At 54.0% G+C, this 20,570-nt stretch carries 19 protein-coding genes; 11 read left to right on the top strand and 8 right to left on the bottom strand.

The annotated features are described in order from the left end of the window. Positions 1-191, top strand: a 191-nt coding sequence (locus KXR87_RS01770) for a hypothetical protein (protein ID WP_437430561.1), incomplete at its 5' end; no start/stop codon positions are given. Positions 192-629: 438 nt separating this feature from the next. Here KXR87_RS01770 and KXR87_RS01775 read toward each other — a convergent pair. The 3 genes from KXR87_RS01775 to KXR87_RS01785 all read right to left on the bottom strand — a co-directional run bounded on the left by KXR87_RS01775 (position 630) and on the right by KXR87_RS01785 (position 2,454). Further along, positions 630-941 carry a 4Fe-4S dicluster domain-containing protein gene (locus KXR87_RS01775; protein ID WP_437430562.1) on the bottom strand — a complete coding sequence of 104 codons (312 nt, stop codon included), beginning with the start codon at positions 939-941 and terminating at the stop codon, positions 630-632. 470 nt (positions 942-1,411) lie between these two features. Next, on the bottom strand, positions 1,412-1,882 hold the full coding sequence (gene bcp / locus KXR87_RS01780) for a thioredoxin-dependent thiol peroxidase (protein WP_437430563.1): 471 nt from the start codon (positions 1,880-1,882) through the stop codon (positions 1,412-1,414). Continuing rightward, positions 1,882-2,454 carry a glycine cleavage system transcriptional repressor gene (locus KXR87_RS01785; protein ID WP_437430564.1) on the bottom strand — a complete coding sequence of 191 codons (573 nt, stop codon included), beginning with the start codon at positions 2,452-2,454 and terminating at the stop codon, positions 1,882-1,884. The genes bcp and KXR87_RS01785 overlap by 1 nt, the downstream gene beginning before the upstream one ends. Before the next feature lie 146 nt (positions 2,455-2,600). Here KXR87_RS01785 and dapA point away from each other — a divergent pair, with 146 nt between their 5' ends. The 6 genes from dapA (at position 2,601) to ypfH (ending at position 9,146) form a co-directional block, all read left to right on the top strand. Further along, on the top strand, positions 2,601-3,479 hold the full coding sequence (dapA, locus tag KXR87_RS01790; protein ID WP_437430565.1) for a 4-hydroxy-tetrahydrodipicolinate synthase: 879 nt from the start codon (positions 2,601-2,603) through the stop codon (positions 3,477-3,479). A gap of 16 nt (positions 3,480-3,495) precedes the next feature. Beyond that, on the top strand, positions 3,496-4,530 hold the full coding sequence (gene bamC / locus KXR87_RS01795; RefSeq protein WP_437430566.1) for an outer membrane protein assembly factor BamC: 1,035 nt from the start codon (positions 3,496-3,498) through the stop codon (positions 4,528-4,530). A gap of 108 nt (positions 4,531-4,638) precedes the next feature. After that, positions 4,639-5,352 (top strand): phosphoribosylaminoimidazolesuccinocarboxamide synthase, encoded by a 714-nt coding sequence (gene purC / locus KXR87_RS01800; RefSeq protein WP_437430567.1) that lies wholly within the window; start codon positions 4,639-4,641, stop codon positions 5,350-5,352. Positions 5,353-5,477: 125 nt separating this feature from the next. Continuing rightward, positions 5,478-6,341 (top strand): KPN_02809 family neutral zinc metallopeptidase, encoded by an 864-nt coding sequence (ypfJ, locus tag KXR87_RS01805; protein WP_437430568.1) that lies wholly within the window; start codon positions 5,478-5,480, stop codon positions 6,339-6,341. Positions 6,342-6,362: 21 nt separating this feature from the next. After that, the gene (locus KXR87_RS01810) at positions 6,363-8,372 is read left to right on the top strand and encodes a tRNA(Met) cytidine acetyltransferase TmcA (protein ID WP_437430569.1); all 2,010 of its coding nucleotides are present in this window, start codon (positions 6,363-6,365) and stop codon (positions 8,370-8,372) included. A 78-nt stretch (positions 8,373-8,450) separates the two neighbouring features. After that, entirely contained in the window at positions 8,451-9,146 is a 696-nt protein-coding gene (gene ypfH, locus KXR87_RS01815) for an esterase (protein WP_437430570.1), read from the top strand. A 42-nt stretch (positions 9,147-9,188) separates the two neighbouring features. On the opposite strand, the gene KXR87_RS01820 is transcribed toward ypfH, so the two are convergent. The 3 genes from KXR87_RS01820 to KXR87_RS01830 are packed head-to-tail and all read right to left on the bottom strand — an operon-like array spanning position 9,189 to position 10,883. Then, positions 9,189-9,383, bottom strand: a complete 195-nt coding sequence (locus KXR87_RS01820; protein ID WP_437430571.1) for a YpfN family protein — start codon at positions 9,381-9,383, stop codon at positions 9,189-9,191. 12 nt (positions 9,384-9,395) lie between these two features. Further along, a complete protein-coding gene (gene dapE / locus KXR87_RS01825; RefSeq protein ID WP_437430572.1) occupies positions 9,396-10,523 on the bottom strand; it encodes a succinyl-diaminopimelate desuccinylase in 1,128 nt (375 codons plus the stop codon). A 3-nt stretch (positions 10,524-10,526) separates the two neighbouring features. Then, positions 10,527-10,883, bottom strand: a complete 357-nt coding sequence (locus tag KXR87_RS01830; RefSeq protein ID WP_437430573.1) for an ArsC family reductase — start codon at positions 10,881-10,883, stop codon at positions 10,527-10,529. Positions 10,884-11,381: 498 nt separating this feature from the next. Between KXR87_RS01830 and ypfM the strand changes: the two genes are divergently transcribed. Next, complete coding sequence (gene ypfM, locus KXR87_RS01835) at positions 11,382-11,441, top strand: protein YpfM (protein WP_100181659.1); 60 nt, start codon at positions 11,382-11,384, stop codon at positions 11,439-11,441. Positions 11,442-11,548: 107 nt separating this feature from the next. Here the strand turns inward: ypfM and acrD are convergent, their stop codons facing one another. Together acrD and narQ are read right to left on the bottom strand one after the other, a co-directional pair. After that, positions 11,549-14,662, bottom strand: a complete 3,114-nt coding sequence (acrD, locus tag KXR87_RS01840) for a multidrug efflux RND transporter permease AcrD (RefSeq protein ID WP_437430574.1) — start codon at positions 14,660-14,662, stop codon at positions 11,549-11,551. 194 nt (positions 14,663-14,856) lie between these two features. Continuing rightward, the gene (gene narQ, locus KXR87_RS01845) at positions 14,857-16,557 is read right to left on the bottom strand and encodes a nitrate/nitrite two-component system sensor histidine kinase NarQ (protein WP_437430575.1); all 1,701 of its coding nucleotides are present in this window, start codon (positions 16,555-16,557) and stop codon (positions 14,857-14,859) included. 224 nt (positions 16,558-16,781) lie between these two features. On the opposite strand from narQ, the gene aegA reads away from it, so the two are divergent. The 3 genes from aegA (at position 16,782) to KXR87_RS01860 (ending at position 20,569) form a co-directional block, all read left to right on the top strand. Further along, on the top strand, positions 16,782-18,752 hold the full coding sequence (aegA, locus tag KXR87_RS01850; RefSeq protein ID WP_437430576.1) for a formate-dependent uric acid utilization protein AegA: 1,971 nt from the start codon (positions 16,782-16,784) through the stop codon (positions 18,750-18,752). Positions 18,753-18,822: 70 nt separating this feature from the next. Further along, complete coding sequence (nudK, locus tag KXR87_RS01855; RefSeq protein ID WP_437430577.1) at positions 18,823-19,398, top strand: GDP-mannose pyrophosphatase NudK; 576 nt, start codon at positions 18,823-18,825, stop codon at positions 19,396-19,398. Positions 19,399-19,525: 127 nt separating this feature from the next. Next, positions 19,526-20,569: a DUF1176 domain-containing protein gene (locus KXR87_RS01860; protein WP_437430578.1), complete on the top strand. Its 1,044-nt coding sequence runs from the start codon at positions 19,526-19,528 to the stop codon at positions 20,567-20,569. The last annotated feature ends 1 nt before the right edge of the window (position 20,570 follow it).

The following is a 20,570-nucleotide window of genomic DNA, read 5'->3' on the forward strand; positions in this document are numbered from 1 at the left end:
ACCCTCCGCTTGTTTCTCCGGGCTTTCCGGGAGCGGGCGCGATGCAGCGTCCCTGCAACGCGCGCCCTCGCCGCGCCTCCCTGCGCGTCGCCCCGGCCCTGCGAAAACGCGTCGGCAGTTTCCAGCCGGACTCCCCACACCTGACCCACCGCGCGGTTTGTAAGTCCTTAAAGCGATGCGGTGTCTGTTGAAACGCAGTGACATGCAGCGGGGGTTGTGGTCCGGCTGAAAATCGGTGAGGCGTTGACGACGGGCCGGGACCGCCCGCAGGGACGCGGGCGGAGGGGATAGCCTGCAGGGATGCAGGCTGGTCCCCGACCCGACAGCACGGCGGCATAAGACGAACGGACCGTGCTGCGGCGATTTTCCTGGCCGGGAGCCCGGGTTGCAAGGGAGGCGGCGGCGAGCCTCCCTTGCACGTTCACGGGTGCGGTGGTTTCAGAGGGAGAATGCACTCAGGGTGAACGGAACCATTCCACGTAGCCTGCATGGGAGTGTTCCACTATCCGCAACAGTCTCTCCTTGAGCAATCGTGCGGAATTCTCCCCCTCACCCTGACCCTCTCCCCAGAGGGGCGAGGGAATGGTCCGTGCCCACATACAATTTCCCCCTCACCCTCACTTTCTCTCTCAGGGAGAGGGAATAATTTTTGCCCGCGCACAATTCCCCTCATCCTGACCCTGACCCTCTCTCCCCAAAGGGGTGAGGGGGCTGTCAGGAACATCCCTGAGTTCGGCGTCAGAAATAAAGTATTGGTAGCGGGAAGGTGCAGCCAGTGGATGGCTGTCAGAAAGGGTGATGACCTCAAAAGGGCAGACCAGACCGCACCGTGTGCAGCCCATACTCAGCGTTTCGTTCAGGTAGACTGCATCGTGCTGGAAAGCGATCGCATTAACCGGACATACCTGTTTACAGGGGGCGTCGTCACAGTGCAGACACATGACCGGCCCGGTCTGGGGCTCCGTTTTGACCAGGTTAATTGCGGGTGATGCTGAAGCCCTTACGTTTTATTTACATCCGAACACGCGGCAAGTCAGGTATTATACCCTCTACACCACTCGGAGTCTGCAATCACAAAGCTGTTCATGTCGGCCCTATGATGAAGAAAGCAAACATCGTTGAGCTTTTTAAGTACAAGGCGTGTTATGATTTAAATATTATATAAATCAATACTTTAAATTATTTTTTTAACGAGGATGAACAAAAGCGATGGTACCGGAGAAAAGTGAAAAACCTGATGTCGGCACTGGTGTCGAGGAGAATATGTAAGTGTGACTAATGTCACAAAATCGGGTGAAGAGAAGAAGAGAAGAAGAGAAGAAGAGAAGAAGAGAAGAAGAGCAGAAGAGAAGAAGAGAAAGGCAGAAAGGCGACCACCGGGCCGCCGGGTATCCATTTAACTGATAAGCGATCAGGCGTTTTCTTTGAGCCAGTTCAGCACGATGTCATGGTGATTGCTGGTTTTGAAATCATCAAACACATGCTCAATCTTACCGTCTGCTCCAATCAGGAAACTGATGCGATGAATGCCATCATAGGTTTTACCCATAAAGGTCTTCTCGCCCCAGACGCCAAATTGTTCGCACACCTGATGATCTTCATCAGACAGCAACGTAAAATTGAGCAGCTCTTTTTCAGCGAAACGGGATAACTTTTCCGACTTATCAGTGCTGATGCCGAGAACGTCGACACTCACTTTCTTTAACTCATCCATGTTATCGCGAAGGCCACATGCCTGCACGGTACAGCCTGGGGTCATTGCTTTCGGGTAGAAATAGACCAGAACACGCTGTCCCTGGAAGTCGGCCAAATTTACTTGTTCTCCGTCTTGATCCGGCAAGCTAAATTTCGGTGCAATATCACCGGCTTTCAGTGGATTCATTACTTCTCTCCATCCTGTTCATCATGCTGTGAATAGTTGACAACGTTAATACTGCCCTGTGCATTCAGTTCTGTACATAGGGCTTTAAATGCCTGCTCAATATTTGATGCATCCTGTGACGCGGGACCATGCGCAGTTATTTGAATAAACAACTGTGCCGCATTTTCCTGAGACCCAGGTTGGGTTCGGGAAACCAACTCCGCAATATTCATATCATGGGCATCGAACAGCGCAGTGAAGCGCTCAATCAGATGCGGTGAGTCGGGGACATCCACCTGCACCCACACCGAAGCGGGCATGGCAGGACGGGGTTTAGCACCCGTGCGCTTCATGACAATCAACAGATCCAGCTCTGCACCTTTTAACGGCAACGTCGATTCAATGAGCGTAATGGCATTCCATGAGCCAGAAAGCAGCATGATGAACGTAAATTCATCGCCGAGCATGGCCAGTCGGCTGTCTTCGATGTTGCAACCATAGCTACTGACATGACGGGTAATGGTATTTACGATACCTGGCCTGTCGGCACCCAGCGCAGTGATAACCAGAAAATGTTGTGATGAGGCTGTCAAACCGGTGCTTCCTGTCAAACCTGAGATAATCATAAGGAAAGCATAAAAAAAACCGGCATACAACCGCTGGAAGCCCCTCAGGTCGCTTGCTTTTCTTGCAAGACCACACGTACCATTGAGATTCTTGTTTGCACAGAGGATGGCCCATGTTCACGGGAAGTATAGTCGCGCTTGTCACGCCAATGGATGATAACGGTAAAGTCTGTCGGCCAAGCCTTAAAAAACTGATTGATTACCATGTCGCCAATGGAACCTCGGCGATTGTTTCTGTAGGAACAACGGGCGAATCCGCCACACTGAGTCATGAGGAACATGGCGACGTGGTGCTGATGACGCTGGAGCTGGCAGACGGGCGTATTCCGGTTATTGCGGGTACAGGGGCGAATGCTACCGCCGAGGCCATCAGTCTGACCCAACGTTTTAACGACAGCGGCGTGGTTGGCTGTCTGAGTGTCACTCCTTACTACAACCGCCCGACGCAGGAAGGGCTGTTCCAGCATTTTAAAGCCATCGCTGAACACACCGATTTACCGCAAATTCTGTATAATGTACCGTCGCGTACAGGTTGTGATTTACTGCCTGAAACCGTAGGTCGCCTGGCGAAAATCAAAAATATTATTGGTATTAAAGAAGCCACCGGGAACTTAAGTCGCGTTCATCAGATCAAAGAGCTGGTTTCAGATGACTTCATCCTGCTCAGCGGCGACGATGCAACGGCAATGGACTTCATGCAACTTGGTGGTAACGGTGTGATTTCCGTGACCACAAACGTAGCGGCGCGAGACATGGCCGATATGTGCAGACTGGCTGCGGAAGGGCAATTTGCAGAAGCGCGCGTGATTAACAAGCGTCTGATGCCATTACACAACAAACTATTTGTCGAACCCAATCCTATCCCGGTGAAATGGGCTTGTATGGAGTTGGGGCTTGTGGCAACTGACACGCTGCGCCTGCCGATGACACCGATCACCGATAACGGTCGTGAAGTGGTTCGTTCTGCGCTTAAGCATGCCGGATTGCTGTAAAGTTTAGGGAGATTTGATGGCTTACTCAGTACAGAAGTCGCGCCTGGCGAAGGTAGCGGGTGTTTCACTTGTGATGTTACTCGCGGCCTGTAGTTCAGATTCACGCTACAAGCGTCAGGTCAGCGGTGACGAATCCTATCTGGATGCCGAGCCGCTTGCGGAACTTCATGCGCCTGCTGGCATGATCCTGCCGGTGCAAAATGGCGATTACACTATTCCTGTCACGCAAGGTAACGGCGCGGTTGGTAAAGCATTAGATATTCGCCCGCCGGCGCAACCGCTGGCTCTGGTAACGGGTGCGCGCACGCAGTTTACCGGCGATACCGCCACGTTGCTGGTGGAAAACGGCCGCAGCGCCAATCTATGGCCGCAGGTGGTTAGCATCATTCAGGCAAAAAATATGACGATTGCCAAACGTGATGATGCCAGCCAGACCCTATCCACTGACTGGGTTGAATGGAATCGCCTTGATGAAGACCAGCAATACCGTGGTCGTTATCAAATCTCGGTAAAAACACAGGGTTATCAGCAGGCGGTGACCGTCAAGTTGATTAACCTTGAGCAGGCAGGCAAGCCGGTTGCCGATGCTGCCTCTCTTCAGCGCTATAGCGCCGAAATGCTGAATGCGATTTCAGAAGGGCTCGACAAAACGGCTACCGCAGCACAGAACGCGGCTGAAAACCGTAGCGTCTCTACGCTGGACGTACAGAGTGCCGCAGACGATACCGGTCTGCCGATGCTTGTGGTGCGTGGTCCGTTCAACGTGGTATGGCAACGTTTGCCTGCAACGCTTGAAAAAGTGGGTATGAAAGTCACCGACAGCACCCGCTCTACGGGCAGCATGGCGGTAACCTACAAGCCGCTGTCTGATAGCGCATGGCGCGATCTGGGGGCCAGGGACCCGGGGCTGAATTCTGGTGACTATAAACTGCAGGTCGGGGATCTCGACAACCGCAGCAGCCTCCAGTTTATCGACCCGAAAGGTCATACCTTGACCCAGGCGCAGAACGATGCGCTGGTGGCCGTATTCGAAGCCGCATTTACCAAGTAACCGTAAGGGCCGGAATCTTCCGGCCTTTTTTTATTTCATCGACGCAAACGTGTGCGTCGGGGTAAAATAGCTTTTTTTAGTTAAATCATCACACCTGGAGTGACAAAGATGCAAAAGCAAGCTGAGTTGTATCGTGGCAAAGCGAAGACCGTATACAGCACGGAAAACCCGGACCTGTTGGTGCTCGAATTCCGCAATGATACGTCAGCAGGGGATGGCGCGCGCATTGAGCAGTTCGATCGTAAGGGCATGGTGAACAACAAGTTCAACCATTACATTATGAGCAAACTGGCTGAAGCGGGCATCCCGACCCAGATGGAAGCGCTGCTTTCCGATACCGAGTGTCTGGTTAAGAAACTGGATATGGTGCCGGTTGAGTGTGTCGTGCGTAACCGTGCTGCCGGTTCGCTGGTAAGACGTCTGGGCATTGAAGAAGGCATCGAACTGAATCCGCCGTTGTTCGACCTGTTCCTGAAAAACGACGCCATGCATGATCCGATGGTAAACGAGTCTTACTGCGAAACGTTTGGCTGGGTCAGTAAAGAGAATCTGGCCCGTATGCAGGAGCTTACTTTCAAAGCGAACGATGTGCTGAAAAAGCTCTTTGACGATGCAGGTCTCATTCTCGTCGACTTCAAACTGGAGTTTGGTCTGTTCAAAGGTGAAGTGGTATTGGGTGACGAGTTCTCGCCTGATGGCAGCCGCCTGTGGGACAAAGAAACGCTGGATAAAATGGACAAAGACCGCTTCCGTCAGAGCCTGGGTGGCCTGATTGAAGCTTATGAAGCCGTTGCGCACCGTCTGGGTGTGAAACTCGACTAGACCCACCTCCGATATCATTAACCAGAGGGTGTTTACATCCTCTGGTTTTCTGCACCCATTTCTTATGGTAATCCACGCGGTAACCGCCTACGATCACTCTTATTACCTGATGTTAAGAGGTGCGTATGCGCTGGCAAGGACGTAGAGAAAGTAACAATGTAGAAGACCGGCGTAACGAATCCGGCGGACCCGTTATTCGCGGCCCCGGCTTTCGTCTGCCGGGCGGGAAAGGGGGAATAATCCTGCTGGTTATTGTCATCTGCGCCAGCTATTACGGGGTTGATCTTACCGGGCTGATCACCGGCCAGCCAATAGAAAACACGTCCCGGCAGCAGGCCGTTAACCCCCAGGAAGATGAGTCGGCAAAATTCACCAGCGTCATTTTTGCGACGACAGAAGACACCTGGGGGCAACTTTTCGACAAGATGGGACGTCATTATCAGCAGCCGAGGCTTGTGATGTACCGCAACCGCATCACCACCGGTTGTGGCACCGGTCAATCCATTATGGGGCCGTTTTACTGCCCGGCTGACGGTAAAGTCTATATTGATCTCTCTTTTTATGACGAGATGAAGCATAAGCTTGGCGCAGACGGCGATTTCGCCCAGGGCTACGTGATTGCCCATGAGGTCGGCCATCACGTGCAAAAACTGCTGGGTACGGAGGCCAAAGTACGGCAGCTCCAGCAGGGTGCCAGCCAGACGCAAATCAACGCGCTCTCGGTGCGGATGGAGCTACAGGCCGACTGTTATGCCGGTGTCTGGGGACACAGCATGCAGCAACAGGGCGTGCTTGAGGCCGGCGATCTGGAAGAGGCGCTGAACGCCGCCCGTGCCATCGGCGATGACCGTCTGCAGCAGCAAAGTCAGGGGCGCGTTATTCCGGATAGCTTTACCCACGGTACTTCTGAACAGCGTTACAGCTGGTTCAAACGGGGCATGGAAACCGGCGATCCGGCTCAGTGCAATACCTTTGGTCGTGCGCTTTGATAATACGCAGGGAAGAGCAGGATGCAGCATCTTAATACCCTGAGCGCACAAATGGCGAGTGAGGGGATCCGTCGGCTGCTGGTGATTGCTGGTGATGAGGGCTGGAGCGAGCAACAGGCGAACCGCCTGCGCGAAACCTTATCCGGCGACTGGCTGTGGGTGGGGGAGGCCACTGACGGACTGCATTGTGCTCCTGCGGCATTAGCCACGATGCTGGGACGCGAATTCACGCACGGTGTACTGGATGCGCGTCGGGGATTTGATGTCGCCGCTTTTGCTGCACTCAGCGGAACGCTTAAGCCCGGAAGCTGGCTGGTGCTGCTCACTCCCCCTCTGCATTCGTGGCCGAAGCGACCCGATGCGGACAGCGCCCGCTGGTGCGACACCCCTGAGCCTGTTCCTACGCCGCGCTTTATTCACTATTTTTGCCGGCAGTTAGCAGATAATGATGAGACGCTTATCTGGCAGCAGGACACACCCTTATCTCTGCCCGCTCTTACCCCGCGTCCCGCCTGGCATGCCGCGACAGGCGCACCCGAGCGCGAACAGGCGGATGTGCTGGCGCAACTTTTGGTAATGCCTCCGGGTATCATGGTGGTGACCGCTGCACGTGGCAGAGGAAAATCTGCGCTGGCGGGTATGCATGTTGCGCGTCTGCAGGGCAACGCGATCGTCACTGCGCCGTCGCGGGCATCAACTGATGTGCTCTCTCGCTATGCGGGCGACATGACCTTCATGGCACCTGATGCGCTGCTGGAACAGACCGAAAAGCGTGATACGGTGTTGCCGGACTGGCTGATTGTTGATGAAGCCGCCGCTATCCCTGGCCCGCTCCTGCATAAACTGGCGAGCGCCTTTCGCTATGTCCTTCTGACCACGACGGTGCAGGGCTATGAAGGCACCGGGCAGGGGTTCCTGCTGAAGTTCTGCGCCCGTTTTACACCGCTGGTTCATCACCAGCTTTATACGCCGCTGCGCTGGGCGAAGGGGTGCCCGCTTGAAGCTTTCGTCGACGATGTGCTGCTTTTTGACGATCGGCAGGTATTAATAAAGCCTGAAGGTGAGGGCGAGATACAGGCGTTACCCCAGGATGACTGGCTCGACAACCCACAACGTCCCGCCGCACTTTATCGTCTGCTCTCCAGCGCCCATTACCGTACCTCTCCGCTGGACCTGCGTCGTATGATGGACGCGCCCGGGCAGCAGTTCTGGCTCACCGCCAGCCGAAGCGATGTGCTGGCCGGTGCCTGGCTGGTACAAGAGGGGGGATTATCCGCAGATCTGAGCCGGGCGGTGTGGGCGGGATTTCGCCGTCCACGCGGAAACCTGGTTGCGCAGTCGTTATCCGCGCACGGGGGCAGCCCTCTGGCGGCAACATTGCGCGGATGGCGCGTCAGTCGTATTGCCGTTCATCCCTATCGTCAGCGCGAGGGGCTGGGACGCGCATTAATTCATCACGCACATGCCCACGCCGGTGAGTACGATTATCTCTCCGTCAGCTTTGGTTACACCGAGGCGCTGTGGCATTTCTGGCAGCAATGCGGTTTCCAGCTTGTACGGCTGGGCAGCCATCGTGAAGCCAGTAGCGGCTGCTTTAACGCTATGGCTCTGTTGCCCCTGAGCGACGCCGGCAGAACGCTGGTTGCCCATGAGCAGCGCCGTCTGGCACGCGATCTGCCCTGGCTTGCGGCGTGGAAGAATCACTCCCTGCCACTGCCGGTCGCGCCCGACAAGTCAGTTGAGGATGACTGGCTCGAACTTGCTGGCTTTGCTTTTGCCCATCGTCCGCTTTCCGCCTCCGTCGGTGCCCTCGGCCGACTGCTGGTGCAGACTGATTTGCCCCTTCCGGGATTAAGAACAAAACTGTTGGAAGGAGGCAATGACGCTGACATCTCTCTCAGGTTCGGGCTGAACGGGCGCAAAGCCGTACTGCAGATGCTGCGTGCGGAAACCGCGTCGGCGCTCGTTTACCTGGATGCTGACCGCGCAGCTGAAATCAAAGAATGGGTGCAACAGTTGCAGTTTTTTTAACTAACTCATTCAGTTAAATGTCATGGTCATTATTTTTGCCCGGCGTAGACTTGCGCTCACTATATGAAGGAGATCGCCATGAAACATGACCATCTGATTGTGCAAAAACCGGATAACGCCGCGAAACAACTCCTGCTCTTTTTTCATGGCGTGGGCGACAACCCGGTAAATATGGGCAGCGTTGCCCGTCTGTTTGCTCCCCTGTTTCCTGAGGCGCTGATTGTCAGCGTCGGGGGTAGTGAGGCGAGTGGGCCAACCGGGCGGCAATGGTTCTCCGTGCAGGGTGTTACGGAAGAGAATCGACAGGCGCGAATTGATGCCATCATGCCGGTGTTTGTGGATACCGTACGATACTGGCAGCAACAGAGCGGCGTGGGGGCTCAGGCAACCGCACTGGTTGGGTTCTCTCAGGGTTCAATTATGTCCCTTGAAAGCCTCAAAGCGCAGCCTGACCTCGCCTCACGCGTCATTGCGTTTAATGGTCGTTATGCCAGCCTGCCGACAGCGGTCTCCCCGGCGGCGACCATCCACCTGATACACGGTGGTGAGGATCGGGTTATCGATCTGGCCCATGCGGTGGCGGCGCAGGAGGCATTAGTGCAAGCCGGTGGGGATGTAACGCTGGATATCGTGGAGGATTTAGGCCATGCGATTGACGACCGTAGTCTGCAGCTGGCGCTTGACCACCTGCGTTTTACCGTGCCGAAACACTATTTCGACGAAGCGTTGAGTGGAAGCAGACCCAGTGATGATGACATTATTGAGCTGCTGTGAAGGCGTTGCCCGGTGGCATGAGCACACCGGGCAAGGCGAGGTTTACTTCTTATCTTTCTTCGGCCAGTCGTCCTCATCATCCCACTTATCGTTAAAATCACGATGCGGCGGGAGCTCGGGCTTGTTGGCAAGGAATTTTTTATGATCGACGCGCTTGAGATCTTTAATCACGTTAAGCACAACGCCCACTAAAAACACCAGTACTAAAATCCACCAATATTTTGCTAGCCACTCCATGCTTCCTCCCCGTCAGGCGATGATATTTTCCATAATGCGTTGGTACATCCTTGCCAGCAGTTGTAAATCTGCGGCATTTACACATTCGTTGATTTTATGGATAGTCGCGTTAACCGGCCCCAGTTCGACAACCTGTGCACCCATGCGGGCAATAAAGCGGCCATCAGAGGTGCCACCTGTGGTGAGCAACTGCGGCTTTATTTCATTATAGTGCGCAATGGACTTGACCACTGCATCCACCAGTTTGCCGCGCCCGGTCAGGAATGGCTGACCCGACAGCCACCAGTCAATGGTGTAGCGTAACTGATGTTTCTCCATCAGTGCGGCTACGCGTGCCTTGATCATCTCGTCAGTGAGTTCGGTACTGAAGCGGAAATTAAACTGCACGTACAGGTCGCCCGGGATGACGTTATTGCTGCCCGTACCGGCCTGAATGTTAGCGATTTGCATGCTGGTGGGAGGGAAATAGTCGTTCCCTTTGTCCCATTCAATGGCGACCAGTTCACTGAGCATGGGGGCGGCGCGATGGACCGGATTATCCGCCAGGTGCGGATAGGCGACATGCCCCTGAACGCCATGAATCGTCAGGTTACAGGTCAGGGAGCCACGACGCCCATTTTTTACCACGTCACCCACCACCTCGGTGCTCGACGGCTCGCCCACCAGGCAGTAATCGAGGCGCTCGTTTCGCGCCATCAGAGTTTCAACGACTTTAACCGTGCCGTTGGCCGCACTGGCCTCTTCATCCGAGGTAATAAGAAAAGCGAGCCGCCCTTTATGGTCAGGATGTGCAGCAACAAAACGCTCTGCCGCTACAACCATTGCAGCCAGCGAGCCTTTCATGTCTGCTGCGCCGCGACCAAACAGCATTCCGTCACGGATGGTGGGTTCAAAGGGTGGGTTTATCCAGCGGTCGGCATCGCCAGCGGGAACCACATCGGTGTGGCCCGCAAAGGCCAGGGTTTCACCCTGACCGCGCCATGCCCAGAAGTTTTGGGTGTCGCCAAAGTTCATCGGTTCAATGGTAAAACCGATAGCTTTCAGGCGTTCAATCATTAACGCCTGACATCCTGCGTCATCGGGACTCAGAGAAGGGCGACGAATAAGCTGCTGAGTCAGCTCAATAACCGGGCACGACATAAACTACACCTCGTTGATAAACTTCTCATAACTGGATTCACTGAAACCCAGCAGCATAGGCTTACCGGGCGTCCAGAGCAATGGGCGTTTGATGATTGCTGGCATTTCGAGCATCAGAGTGGCGGCAGATTGCGCATTATTGATGCCGGAACGCACCTTCTCATCCAGTTTTCGCCAGGTTGTGCCACGGGTGTTAAGCAAGGCCTCCCACCCCAGTGCATCGATGAAAGTATGCAATAAATCTGCATCAAGCCCATCGACACGATAGTCATGAAAACGGTACTCAACCTGGTGTTCATCAAGCCAGCGACGGGATTTCTTTATCGTGTCGCAATTTTTGATGCCGTAAAGCGTATGCATGGTGAATCCTTTTGTCTTAATTTTGGATAGTTAGCCAGAAATTTAGAATAATGGGTCTGACAAGTGATATCACATAATATCATTCGCAGGGTAATGGTATCCGTACTTATTAATGGCAAGTGAAAACTTATGCTAACAGCAATATGTACTGACGTGCGAGCGGGAATGTAAAACGGAAATAAATATATAACAATGGCAGGCTAATTATATTGGCTGCAAGATAAACAATTTTTTTACCAAATGGTAAAAATTTACCATTACATTCACCTTCACGATACGTGGTTCGCAGACAATGGGAGTCACGCAGGCCAGCTATGATGCGACTTGCTGGCGATATTTCAAAATATTGCGAAGCGTCACATTAAATATCCCTCCATTAGCGCATAGTTTATTCACCAACGCGAATAAGACGAAAACCTAATCAAATTGATTGGTGAAAATATCTTCACATTGAAGAAAGGTTTTCGTAGAATACGCACAATAATAAGAGAGGTAGTTATGATTGAACATGAACTGGGGAACTGGAAAGACTTTATCGAAGGCATGCTTCGTAAATAATTTCAGAAGAAACAAAAAGCAGTGAGTGCTTAAAACGATAAAAGTGTGAATATCATCACGCAGCAGAAAGGCGACCTATAAAGCAGGTCGCCTTTTTTATTGGGCGCTTATTTTTGCGGCTCTTTAAGAGGAAAGCGCCGTCTCACCAGCACAAAAAACAGGGGTACGAAGAAGATAGCCAGTACGGTTGCCGAGATCATGCCGCCCATCACGCCGGTGCCAACGGCATGTTGGCTGCCAGAACCCGCCCCGGTACTGGTCACCATCGGCAGTACACCAAACACGAAAGCCAGGGAGGTCATCAGAATTGGCCGCAAACGCTGGCGGCAGGCATGAAGTGTAGCTGAGAGCAAATCGTGGCCCCTGGCGTTCAGATCATTGGCAAATTCGACGATAAGGATCGCGTTCTTCGCGGAAAGGCCGATGACGGTGAGCAGTCCGACCTGGAAATAGACATCGTTTTCCAGCCCCCGCATCCAGGTGGCAAGAAGGGCACCAATGACCCCTAATGGCACCACCAGCATGACGGAGAACGGCACTGACCAGCTTTCATAAAGGGCCGCCAGACAAAGGAACACCACCAACAGCGACAACGCATAGAGCGCAGGGGCCTGCGACCCAGAGAGGCGTTCCTGGTAAGACATCGCCGTCCATTCAAGCCCAAAACCGCCGGGGATCTGATGGACCAGATTTTCCATTGTGTCCATAGCCGTGCCGGTACTGACACCGGTCGCCGCTTCCCCGACAATCTCCACCGCAGCATAGCCGTTATACCGTTCCAGACGCGGCGACCCTGTCTGCCAGTGCGAGGTGGCAAAGGCGGAAAACGGCACCATTCCCCCCTCACTGTTTCGCACATACCAGAGATTGATATCGCCCGGCAGCATACGGTAGCGGGCGGCCGCCTGGACGTAAACTTTCTTCACCCGGCCCCTGTCCATAAAATCATTGACATAGCTTGAGCCCCAGGCGGTTTGCAGCGTGTCATTGATATCATTAATTGAAACGCCCAGCGCCTGCGCTTTACGCTGGTCGATATCAATTTGCAATTGTGGGCTGTCATCAAGACCATTGTGGCGAACACGCGTCAGCGTGCTGTTTCCCCCTGCCAGCTCAAGAAGCTTATCGCGTGCGGCCATCAGCGCATCGTGGCCCGCCCCCGCATGGTCCTGCAACTCCATATCAAACCCGGCAGAGCTGCCGAGGCCGCTGATGGCAGCCGGGTTGCTGGCAAAAACCCGTGCTTCTTTGATGTGACGAAAAGCGTGAGTGGCGCGTTCGATAATGGCAAAGGAGCTACCGCTGTCAGGATCCCGTTCATTCCAGTCCTTAAGACGGACAAACATACGGGCGACGTTCTGACCATTGCCCCCCGGCCCGGAGCCGACCGTGGCAAAGACGGAGGAGACGGTGTCCTTTTCGTTTTTAAAGAAGTAGTCTTCGACTTTTTGCACCACTTTCAGGGTCTGTTGCTGCGTCGCCCCCCCTGGCAACTGCACGGAGGTGATAAACATTCCCCGGTCTTCCTGGGGAAGAAAGGAGGTGGGCAGGCGCAGGAAAAGCACAATCATGGCACCTAACAGCAGAACATAAAGCAGGATCCAGCGCAGGCTGCGATGCAGAATGCTGGCGACGCTGTTTTCATAACGATCGGCGTTACGATTGAACCAGCGGTTAAAAGCGCCGAAGAGGCCTTTTTCACCATGATGCTCGCCTTTATGCAGGGGCTTTAACAAGGTTGCGCACAGGGCAGGGGTGAGGATCATCGCCACCAGCACGGAGAGCACCATCGCCGAGACAATGGTGATAGAAAACTGACGGTAAATGGCACCGGTTGTGCCGCCAAAAAAGGCCATCGGGATGAAAACGGCCGAGAGCACCATCGCGATACCCACCAGCGCCCCCTGAATCTGCCCCATAGATTTACGCGTCGCTTCCCGGGGTGTCAGTCCCTCTTCGCTCATTATGCGCTCAACGTTTTCCACCACCACGATGGCGTCATCCACTAACAGGCCGATCGCAAGGACCATGGCAAACATGGTTAAGGTGTTGATGCTGTAACCGAAACCATAGAGCACGGCGAAAGTGCCGAGCAGCACCACCGGCACGGCAATAGTCGGGATTAACGTGGCGCGGAAATTCTGCAAAAAGAGATACATCACAAGGAAAACCAGGGCGATAGCTTCAAGCAGGGTTTTCACCACATCGATGATAGATTCTTTGACGAAAGAGGTGGTTTCATAAGCGACTTTGTACTCCAGACCGTGGGGAAAATAGTTCGCCAGTTCATCCAGTCGACTCAGGACCTGTTTCGCCGTATCCATTTCGTTTGCGCCGGAGGCCAGTTTTACCCCCAGACCAGATGCGGCATGTCCGTTAAAGCGGCTCAGGTAATCATATTTTTCCGCGCCCATTTCAATGGTCGCCACGTCACCAAGCTTCACTTCTGAGCCGTCCTGATTTACCCGAAGGGTGATGGCCCGGAACTGCTCCGGCGTTTTTAATAACGACTGGGCATTGATACTGGCGTTCAGGGCCTGGTTCTCGACAGAGGGGGTCCCTCCCAACTGTCCTACGGCAATCTGTGCATTCTGGGATTTAATCGCCGCCGTCACGTCGCTGGTGGTCATTTGCACGCTATTAAGCTTCGCCGGATCGAGCCAGATGCGCATCGAATATTGCGAGCCATACGCATCAATGTCTCCTACACCGTTAACGCGGCTGAGCGGATCCTGAATATTACTGGCGACGTAATCGGCAATATCCTGTTTATCCATCGAACCATCGGTTGAGACAAAGGCAATAGTCAGAATGTTGGTATCACCGGTTTTACGTACCGTAACCCCCTGCGTTTGTACTGCCTGAGGAAGCTTTCGTAACGCCGATTGCAGCTGGTTTTGAACCTGTTGCACCGCTTCGTCAGGATCGGTGCCTGCGGTAAAACTGAGTGTGACCGTCGCCTGACCCGTGCTGCTGCTTTGCGAGGACATATACATCAGGTTATCGAGCCCCGTCATGTTCTGCTCTATAACCTGCGTAACGGTGTTTTCCAGGGTCTGTGCTGAAGCGCCAGGGTAGTTAGCGGTGATGCGAACGTTAGGGGGCGCAAGATCGGGATATTGCTCAACAGGAAGGGAAATAATAGCCAGCGTCCCGGTAAGACAGATCAGTATCGCCAGCACCCAGGCGAAAATGGGGCGATCGATAAAAAAATTCGCCATCAGAAAAGAAACCTCATTATGCTACGCATCATTATTTTGACATTGCGTGAACCACTGTAGCGGGAATGGTGTCGGTAATCGTGGAGAAATAAAGGAGAAAATGTAAATGATCATGCAAAATCAACGCATAAAATTGCATTCGCTACATTAACCCTGACGTTACCCTTCTGCCACTCACAGTCGCTTGCGTTTCATTACGTTTGCTGGCTTTTTAAGCTTAACGCTGGTACGTGAAAAGTGAACTGAACCAGAGTCCCGCCACCGGGCGGCTGTAAAAACGTGAGGGTTCCGCCCAGCCGGGCGGCGCGCTCGCGCATGATGCTCAACCCGTAGTGTCCCTCTGGCTGGGTATTGCTCATCCCTCTACCGTTATCACGAATATAGATTGAATAGAGCCCTTCAGGATCCGTCACGCAACTTACGGTGATGGCGGTGGCTTCAGCGTGCTTTATGGCATTAATGACCGCTTCGCGGACGATTTGTAAAACATTGACCTGTTGCTGGGCATCCAGCGCCAGGGTCGGGAGACGGCAGTCGAGCGTCAGCAGGGCGGGGGTCTGCGTTTGCAGGATATCCAGCGCCTCTTTCAACGCTGAGGGTAAATCGCTTTGCGACACCGTCAGTCTGAAGGTGGTTAACAACTCACGCAGCTGTCGGTAAGCATCGTTCAGCGCACGGGAGAAATCGGCAATGATGGTCTGCGCGGGCGCGTTCTCATCCGGTACGGATCGTTTGAGTAGCGCCAGCTGAATGCGTAAATAAGAGAGCACCTGAGCGAGCGAATCGTGAAGCTCGCCTGCAATGGTGGCCCGCTCTTCCATCAGCATGAGCTGCTGATAATGTTTCTGGCTCTGATTAAAATAGAGGCCGCGGCCAATAATAGTGGCCACATTTCGCAGTAATGGCGCTGAAGCCTGGGCCTCTTCGCTCTGCCAGCGCAACTCACCAAACACCGTCTCCTGCATCCCCACTGGCAGTACATTCACCGGCAGTTCCTGTTGACGTTCTCCCTGGGTTATCGACCAGTATTCCCCCACACTAAGCTCCAGATAGCTGGCGGCTTCATGCTCATGGACTATCTGCAGGATATGACGAAAACAGATGACATCAATCTGACCCGTATTGAGGGCCTGGGAACACTGGTACAACACTTCCAGACGGCGGTGGGCTTCATGCAGGTCGCGGGTCTTCTCCTCCACCTGGGCTTCGAGGGTTCGGTAGAGTTTGTGCAATTCACCAGACATGCGGTCAAAGGTGGACGCCAGCAGACCCAGTTCGTTGTCTAAGTGACCGTTAAGTAACGGATAGCTAAACTGCCCCTGTTGAATATGCTGGCTTGCCACCATCAACTGATTGAGCGGCACAACCACCTGCTGGCGGATACGTTTAAGCGTAAAAAAGACCAGCATAAAAATGCCGCCAGCGCCCAGCAGCGACATTCCCACCACCAGCAGCATCTTACGCTCCGCGTATCGTTGCAGCGCGAGAACAAACTGATCGATATTCTCCACGTACTGCTGGATATTGTGTTGATACCAGACGCTGTCATTCGCGCCGATGCGCGCATCCATTTCCTGCCAGCTTTCCTTAAGCTGTTTATAGCGAAGGCCTACTATTTCAGGAACATACCAACGATTGAGCTGCTGTAAAACCGGCGAGTTGAGGGTCTGCTGGTAACGCTGGCGATGGGCATCTGTCTCCCCGGCACCGCGCTCAAGGTCGTAACCAAGACGATAGCTTTGCATCCGTAACGACCCGGCGATATTCACCGCTTCGGCATCCCGCAGGCTGCTGGCGAGCGTTATCAGCGCGACACCGGTTGAGAGTAACGAGAGTAAGACGATACCGAAAAAGGCTTTCGCAAGACTGGCTGAAACAGGTTGTTTTACGGTCACAAAAGCGGTTCCTGCTACCTGAGGCCACCCGGCAACAGAACAGCGGCAGGTAGCACTTCAAATGAGATTGGTTTTCATTTATGGCGCAATAAATTGATCTGCAACATGCGTGTGACAACTAAGTAACTCTTTTGTGCAAATGTACATTGTCTGACCTGAATAGCCCAGGTAATACAGTAATCCTAAAAAAACCAGGGTTTATTAAACCAGAAAAGAAGGTTGCCATGAATCGTTTTATTATGGCTAACAGCCAGCAATGCATCGGGTGTCGTACCTGCGAAGTGGCCTGTGTCATGGCGCATAATCATGAGCAACATGTCGTCAGCCCGGCGCATTTTCATCCGCGGATTACGGTTGTAAAACGTCAGCAAGAGCGCGGTGTGGTCACCTGTCATCATTGTGAGGCGGCCCCCTGTGCTCGCAGTTGCCCGAATGGTGCTATCAGCCGCATAAATGAGTCGGTGCAGGTAAATCAGGACAAATGTATCGGCTGTAAATCCTGTGTCGTCGCCTGCCCGTTTGGCACCATGCAAATTCTGGTGGATCCATCCGGCAACGATCGCGTGAAAGCGACCGCGCACAAATGCGATCTCTGCGTTGACCGCCCTGCAGGCCCGGCCTGCGTGCAGCACTGCCCGGCGGATGCCCTCCGGCTAGTGACGGGGGAAGCGCTGAACGACATTGCCAGAAAGCGGCGTCTGCGAGCGGCAGGCCAGCAGGCACTGGCCGATCACGAGCCGAAAGCCGAACGAAAAGATAACAAAGTCAAACAGATGCTCAGAATGCCACCGCGCGGGGAACCCGAAAAACTGGCAATTGCCGCCCGTAAAACCGGATTTGATGAGATCTACCTGCCGTTTCGCGCCGATCAGGCGCAGCGTGAAGCGGCGCGGTGCCTGACATGTGGTGAACACAGCGTGTGTGAATGGACATGCCCGTTACATAACCATATCCCGCAGTGGATTGAGCGCGTGAAAGCCGGGGATATCGAAGGGGCGGTTGAACTGTCGCATCAGACCAACTGCCTGCCGGAAATTACCGGGCGCGTATGCCCACAGGACAGGTTATGCGAAGGGGCATGTACCCTGCGCGATGACGCAGGTGCCGTGACGATCGGCAATATTGAGCGCTATATCTCCGATCGGGCGCTGGCGAACGGCTGGCGACCCGACCTCCGGCACGTCACGGCAGTCAATAAACGTGTCGCGATTATCGGCGCGGGTCCCGCCGGTCTTGCCTGTGCGGATGTGCTGGCGCGCCAGGGAGTCAGCACCACGGTATTCGACAGGCATCCGGAAATCGGCGGGCTGCTGACGTTCGGGATCCCCGCTTTCAAACTCGATAAATCCTTACTGACGCGCCGCCGCGAAATATTCAGCGCTATGGGCATCCGTTTCGAACTGAACTGCGAAATTGGCAAAGACATTCCGTTACCGTCGCTGGTGGAGGAATATGACGCAGTGTTTGTCGGGGTTGGCACCTATCGCTCAATGAAAGCCAATCTGCCTAATGAAGAGGCACCAGGAGTGTATGACGCCCTGCCGTTCCTGATAGCCAATACCAGGCAGGTCATGGGGCTGCCGGACGCCCCGGACGCGCCCTATGTCAACACCGCTGGCCTGAATGTTGTTGTGCTTGGCGGTGGCGATACCGCGATGGACTGCGTGCGTACCGCGCTGCGCCACGGTGCGGCCCATGTTACCTGTGCTTACCGGCGTGATGAGGCGAACATGCCGGGGTCGAAAAAGGAGGTCAGGAACGCCAGGGAAGAGGGGGCGGCGTTTGAATTCAACGTCCAGCCGGTCAATATTGAGCTGGATGCCGCGGGTAAAGTGGCAGGTGTTCGCCTGCTTCGTACCGAACTGGGTGAGCCGGATGCGAAAGGGCGCCGCAAACCCGTACCTGTTGCAGGAAGTGAATTTGTGATGCCGGCTGATGCGGTCATCATGGCCTTTGGTTTTAACCCGCACGCAATGCCGTGGCTTGAAAGCCAGGGTGTACAGGTGGATGACTGGGGGCGTATCGCTGCGGGTGTGAACAGTCGTTATCGCTATCAGACCAGCAATCCAAAGATCTTCGCCGGGGGGGATGCGGTTCGTGGCGCGGATCTGGTGGTGACGGCGATGGCGGAAGGGCGTCATGCGGCGCAGGGCATCATGGCGTGGCTGGGGGTGAAATCTACCGGGGGACATTAACCTCCCCGCCGCGACAAACCAGGCTTTGCCGCGTAATATGTCGCTGACTGTATTACGGTGTGGAGCCTGTATGTCGTTTAACATTGAGCTGATTAAAGACAAAGTCCTTTCTGATAACTATTTCATTTTGCGTAACATTACTTACGATCTGACGCGTAAAAACGGGGAAGTGATCCGGCATAAACGTGAAGTCTATGACCGGGGCAATGGCGCCACTATCCTGTTATACAACCGTGAAAAACGTACCGTAGTGTTAATCCGCCAGTTCCGTGTTGCCACCTGGGTTAACGGCAATAAGGATGGTGTGCTGATTGAAACCTGTGCCGGACTGCTTGATGACGACGAGCCGGAAGTGTGTATTCGTAAGGAAGCCATCGAAGAGACTGGCTACCAGGTTGGCGAGGTAAAAAAGGTCTTTGAGCTGTACATGTCACCAGGCGGCGTCACCGAAATCGTCCATTTCTTTATCGCTGAATATGATGAAAACGCGCGGGCCAATAGCGGCGGTGGCGTGGAAGATGAAGATATTGAGGTGCTGGAGCTACCCTTCGTTGAGGCACTTAATCTGGTTTCGAACGGAGATATACGCGACGGCAAGACGGTGATTTTACTGCAATATTTAAAAACGTCGGGTCTAATGGACTGATTTTGTTATGGTTAATAACGTGCATTTTAAATAAATCTATCCGATAATTCTGATTGAGCAGCAGGCGTGGTAACACGAAGATACGCGGGTTGTTTGCTGTCATCTTCTTTTTGGGGCTGTGTTATTCATGCGTTATCGCGTTTTGCTTGCTTTTTTTCTGGGACTTATTCCGATGTCGTTATCCTTTGCGGCACCGGTTCAACAGACGTTTTCTGACTGGCAAGTAACCTGCAATAACCAGAACTTCTGCGTGGCACGCAATACGGGTGAACATCAGGGTCTGGTGATGACGCTTGGCCGTAGCGCTGGCGCACATAACGATGCCGCGCTGCGCATCGACTTTGGTGGAAGAGAACTGCCTTCTGCAAAAGAACCCGCCATTGCCCCTCGCCTGCGTCTTGATGGGGCCCCGCTTGTGCTGGCTGGCGAACGCTGGCGCATCACCCCCTGGCATCTCATGACCGACAATCCCGTAACTATCACCACCTTCCTGCAAGCGATTCAGGAGGGACAGTCCATTTCATTACAGGACGGGAAAGGGATTATTTCACTGGTGGGTCTTAAGGCCGCGCTGCTTTTTATTGACGCCCAGCAAAAGCGAGTGGGCAATAAAACGGCGTGGATTAAAAAAGGGGACGGCCCTCCGCTCAGCGTGCCGCCTGCGCCCCCGCTGAAAGAAGTTGCCCTGGTCAATCCCACCCCCACACCGCTTACGCATGATGAACTCAATGATCTGCTCGATTACGGGAACTGGCGAATGAATAACAGTCAGTGCTCCCTTGATCCTGGCCGCAGAGAGGTAAGGGTTACGGCACTGACGGATGACAAAGCCTTGCTGATCATTGATTGTGAAGCCGGGGCGTATAACACGGTGGAGCTCGCCTGGCTGGTGTCTCGCGTAAAGCCTTTTGCCTCGCGGCTGGTGCGCCTGCGATTACCCTTTACGCCTGCCAGCGGCAGCAACGAACTGGAGCTGATGAATGCCTCCTTTGATGAAAAAACCCGCGAACTGACGACGCTCGCGAAAGGCCGGGGACTTAACGATTGTGGCATCCTGACGCGCTGGCGGTTTAATGGTCAACGCTTTAACCTGGTGCGCTATGCCGAAGAGCCAACCTGTGATAACTGGCATGGGCCAGATGCCTGGCCCACCCTGTGGGTTACCCGTTAAC

Source organism: Yokenella regensburgei (assembly GCF_051486985.1).
In the GTDB taxonomy this organism is placed as follows: domain Bacteria; phylum Pseudomonadota; class Gammaproteobacteria; order Enterobacterales; family Enterobacteriaceae; genus CBFFRJ01.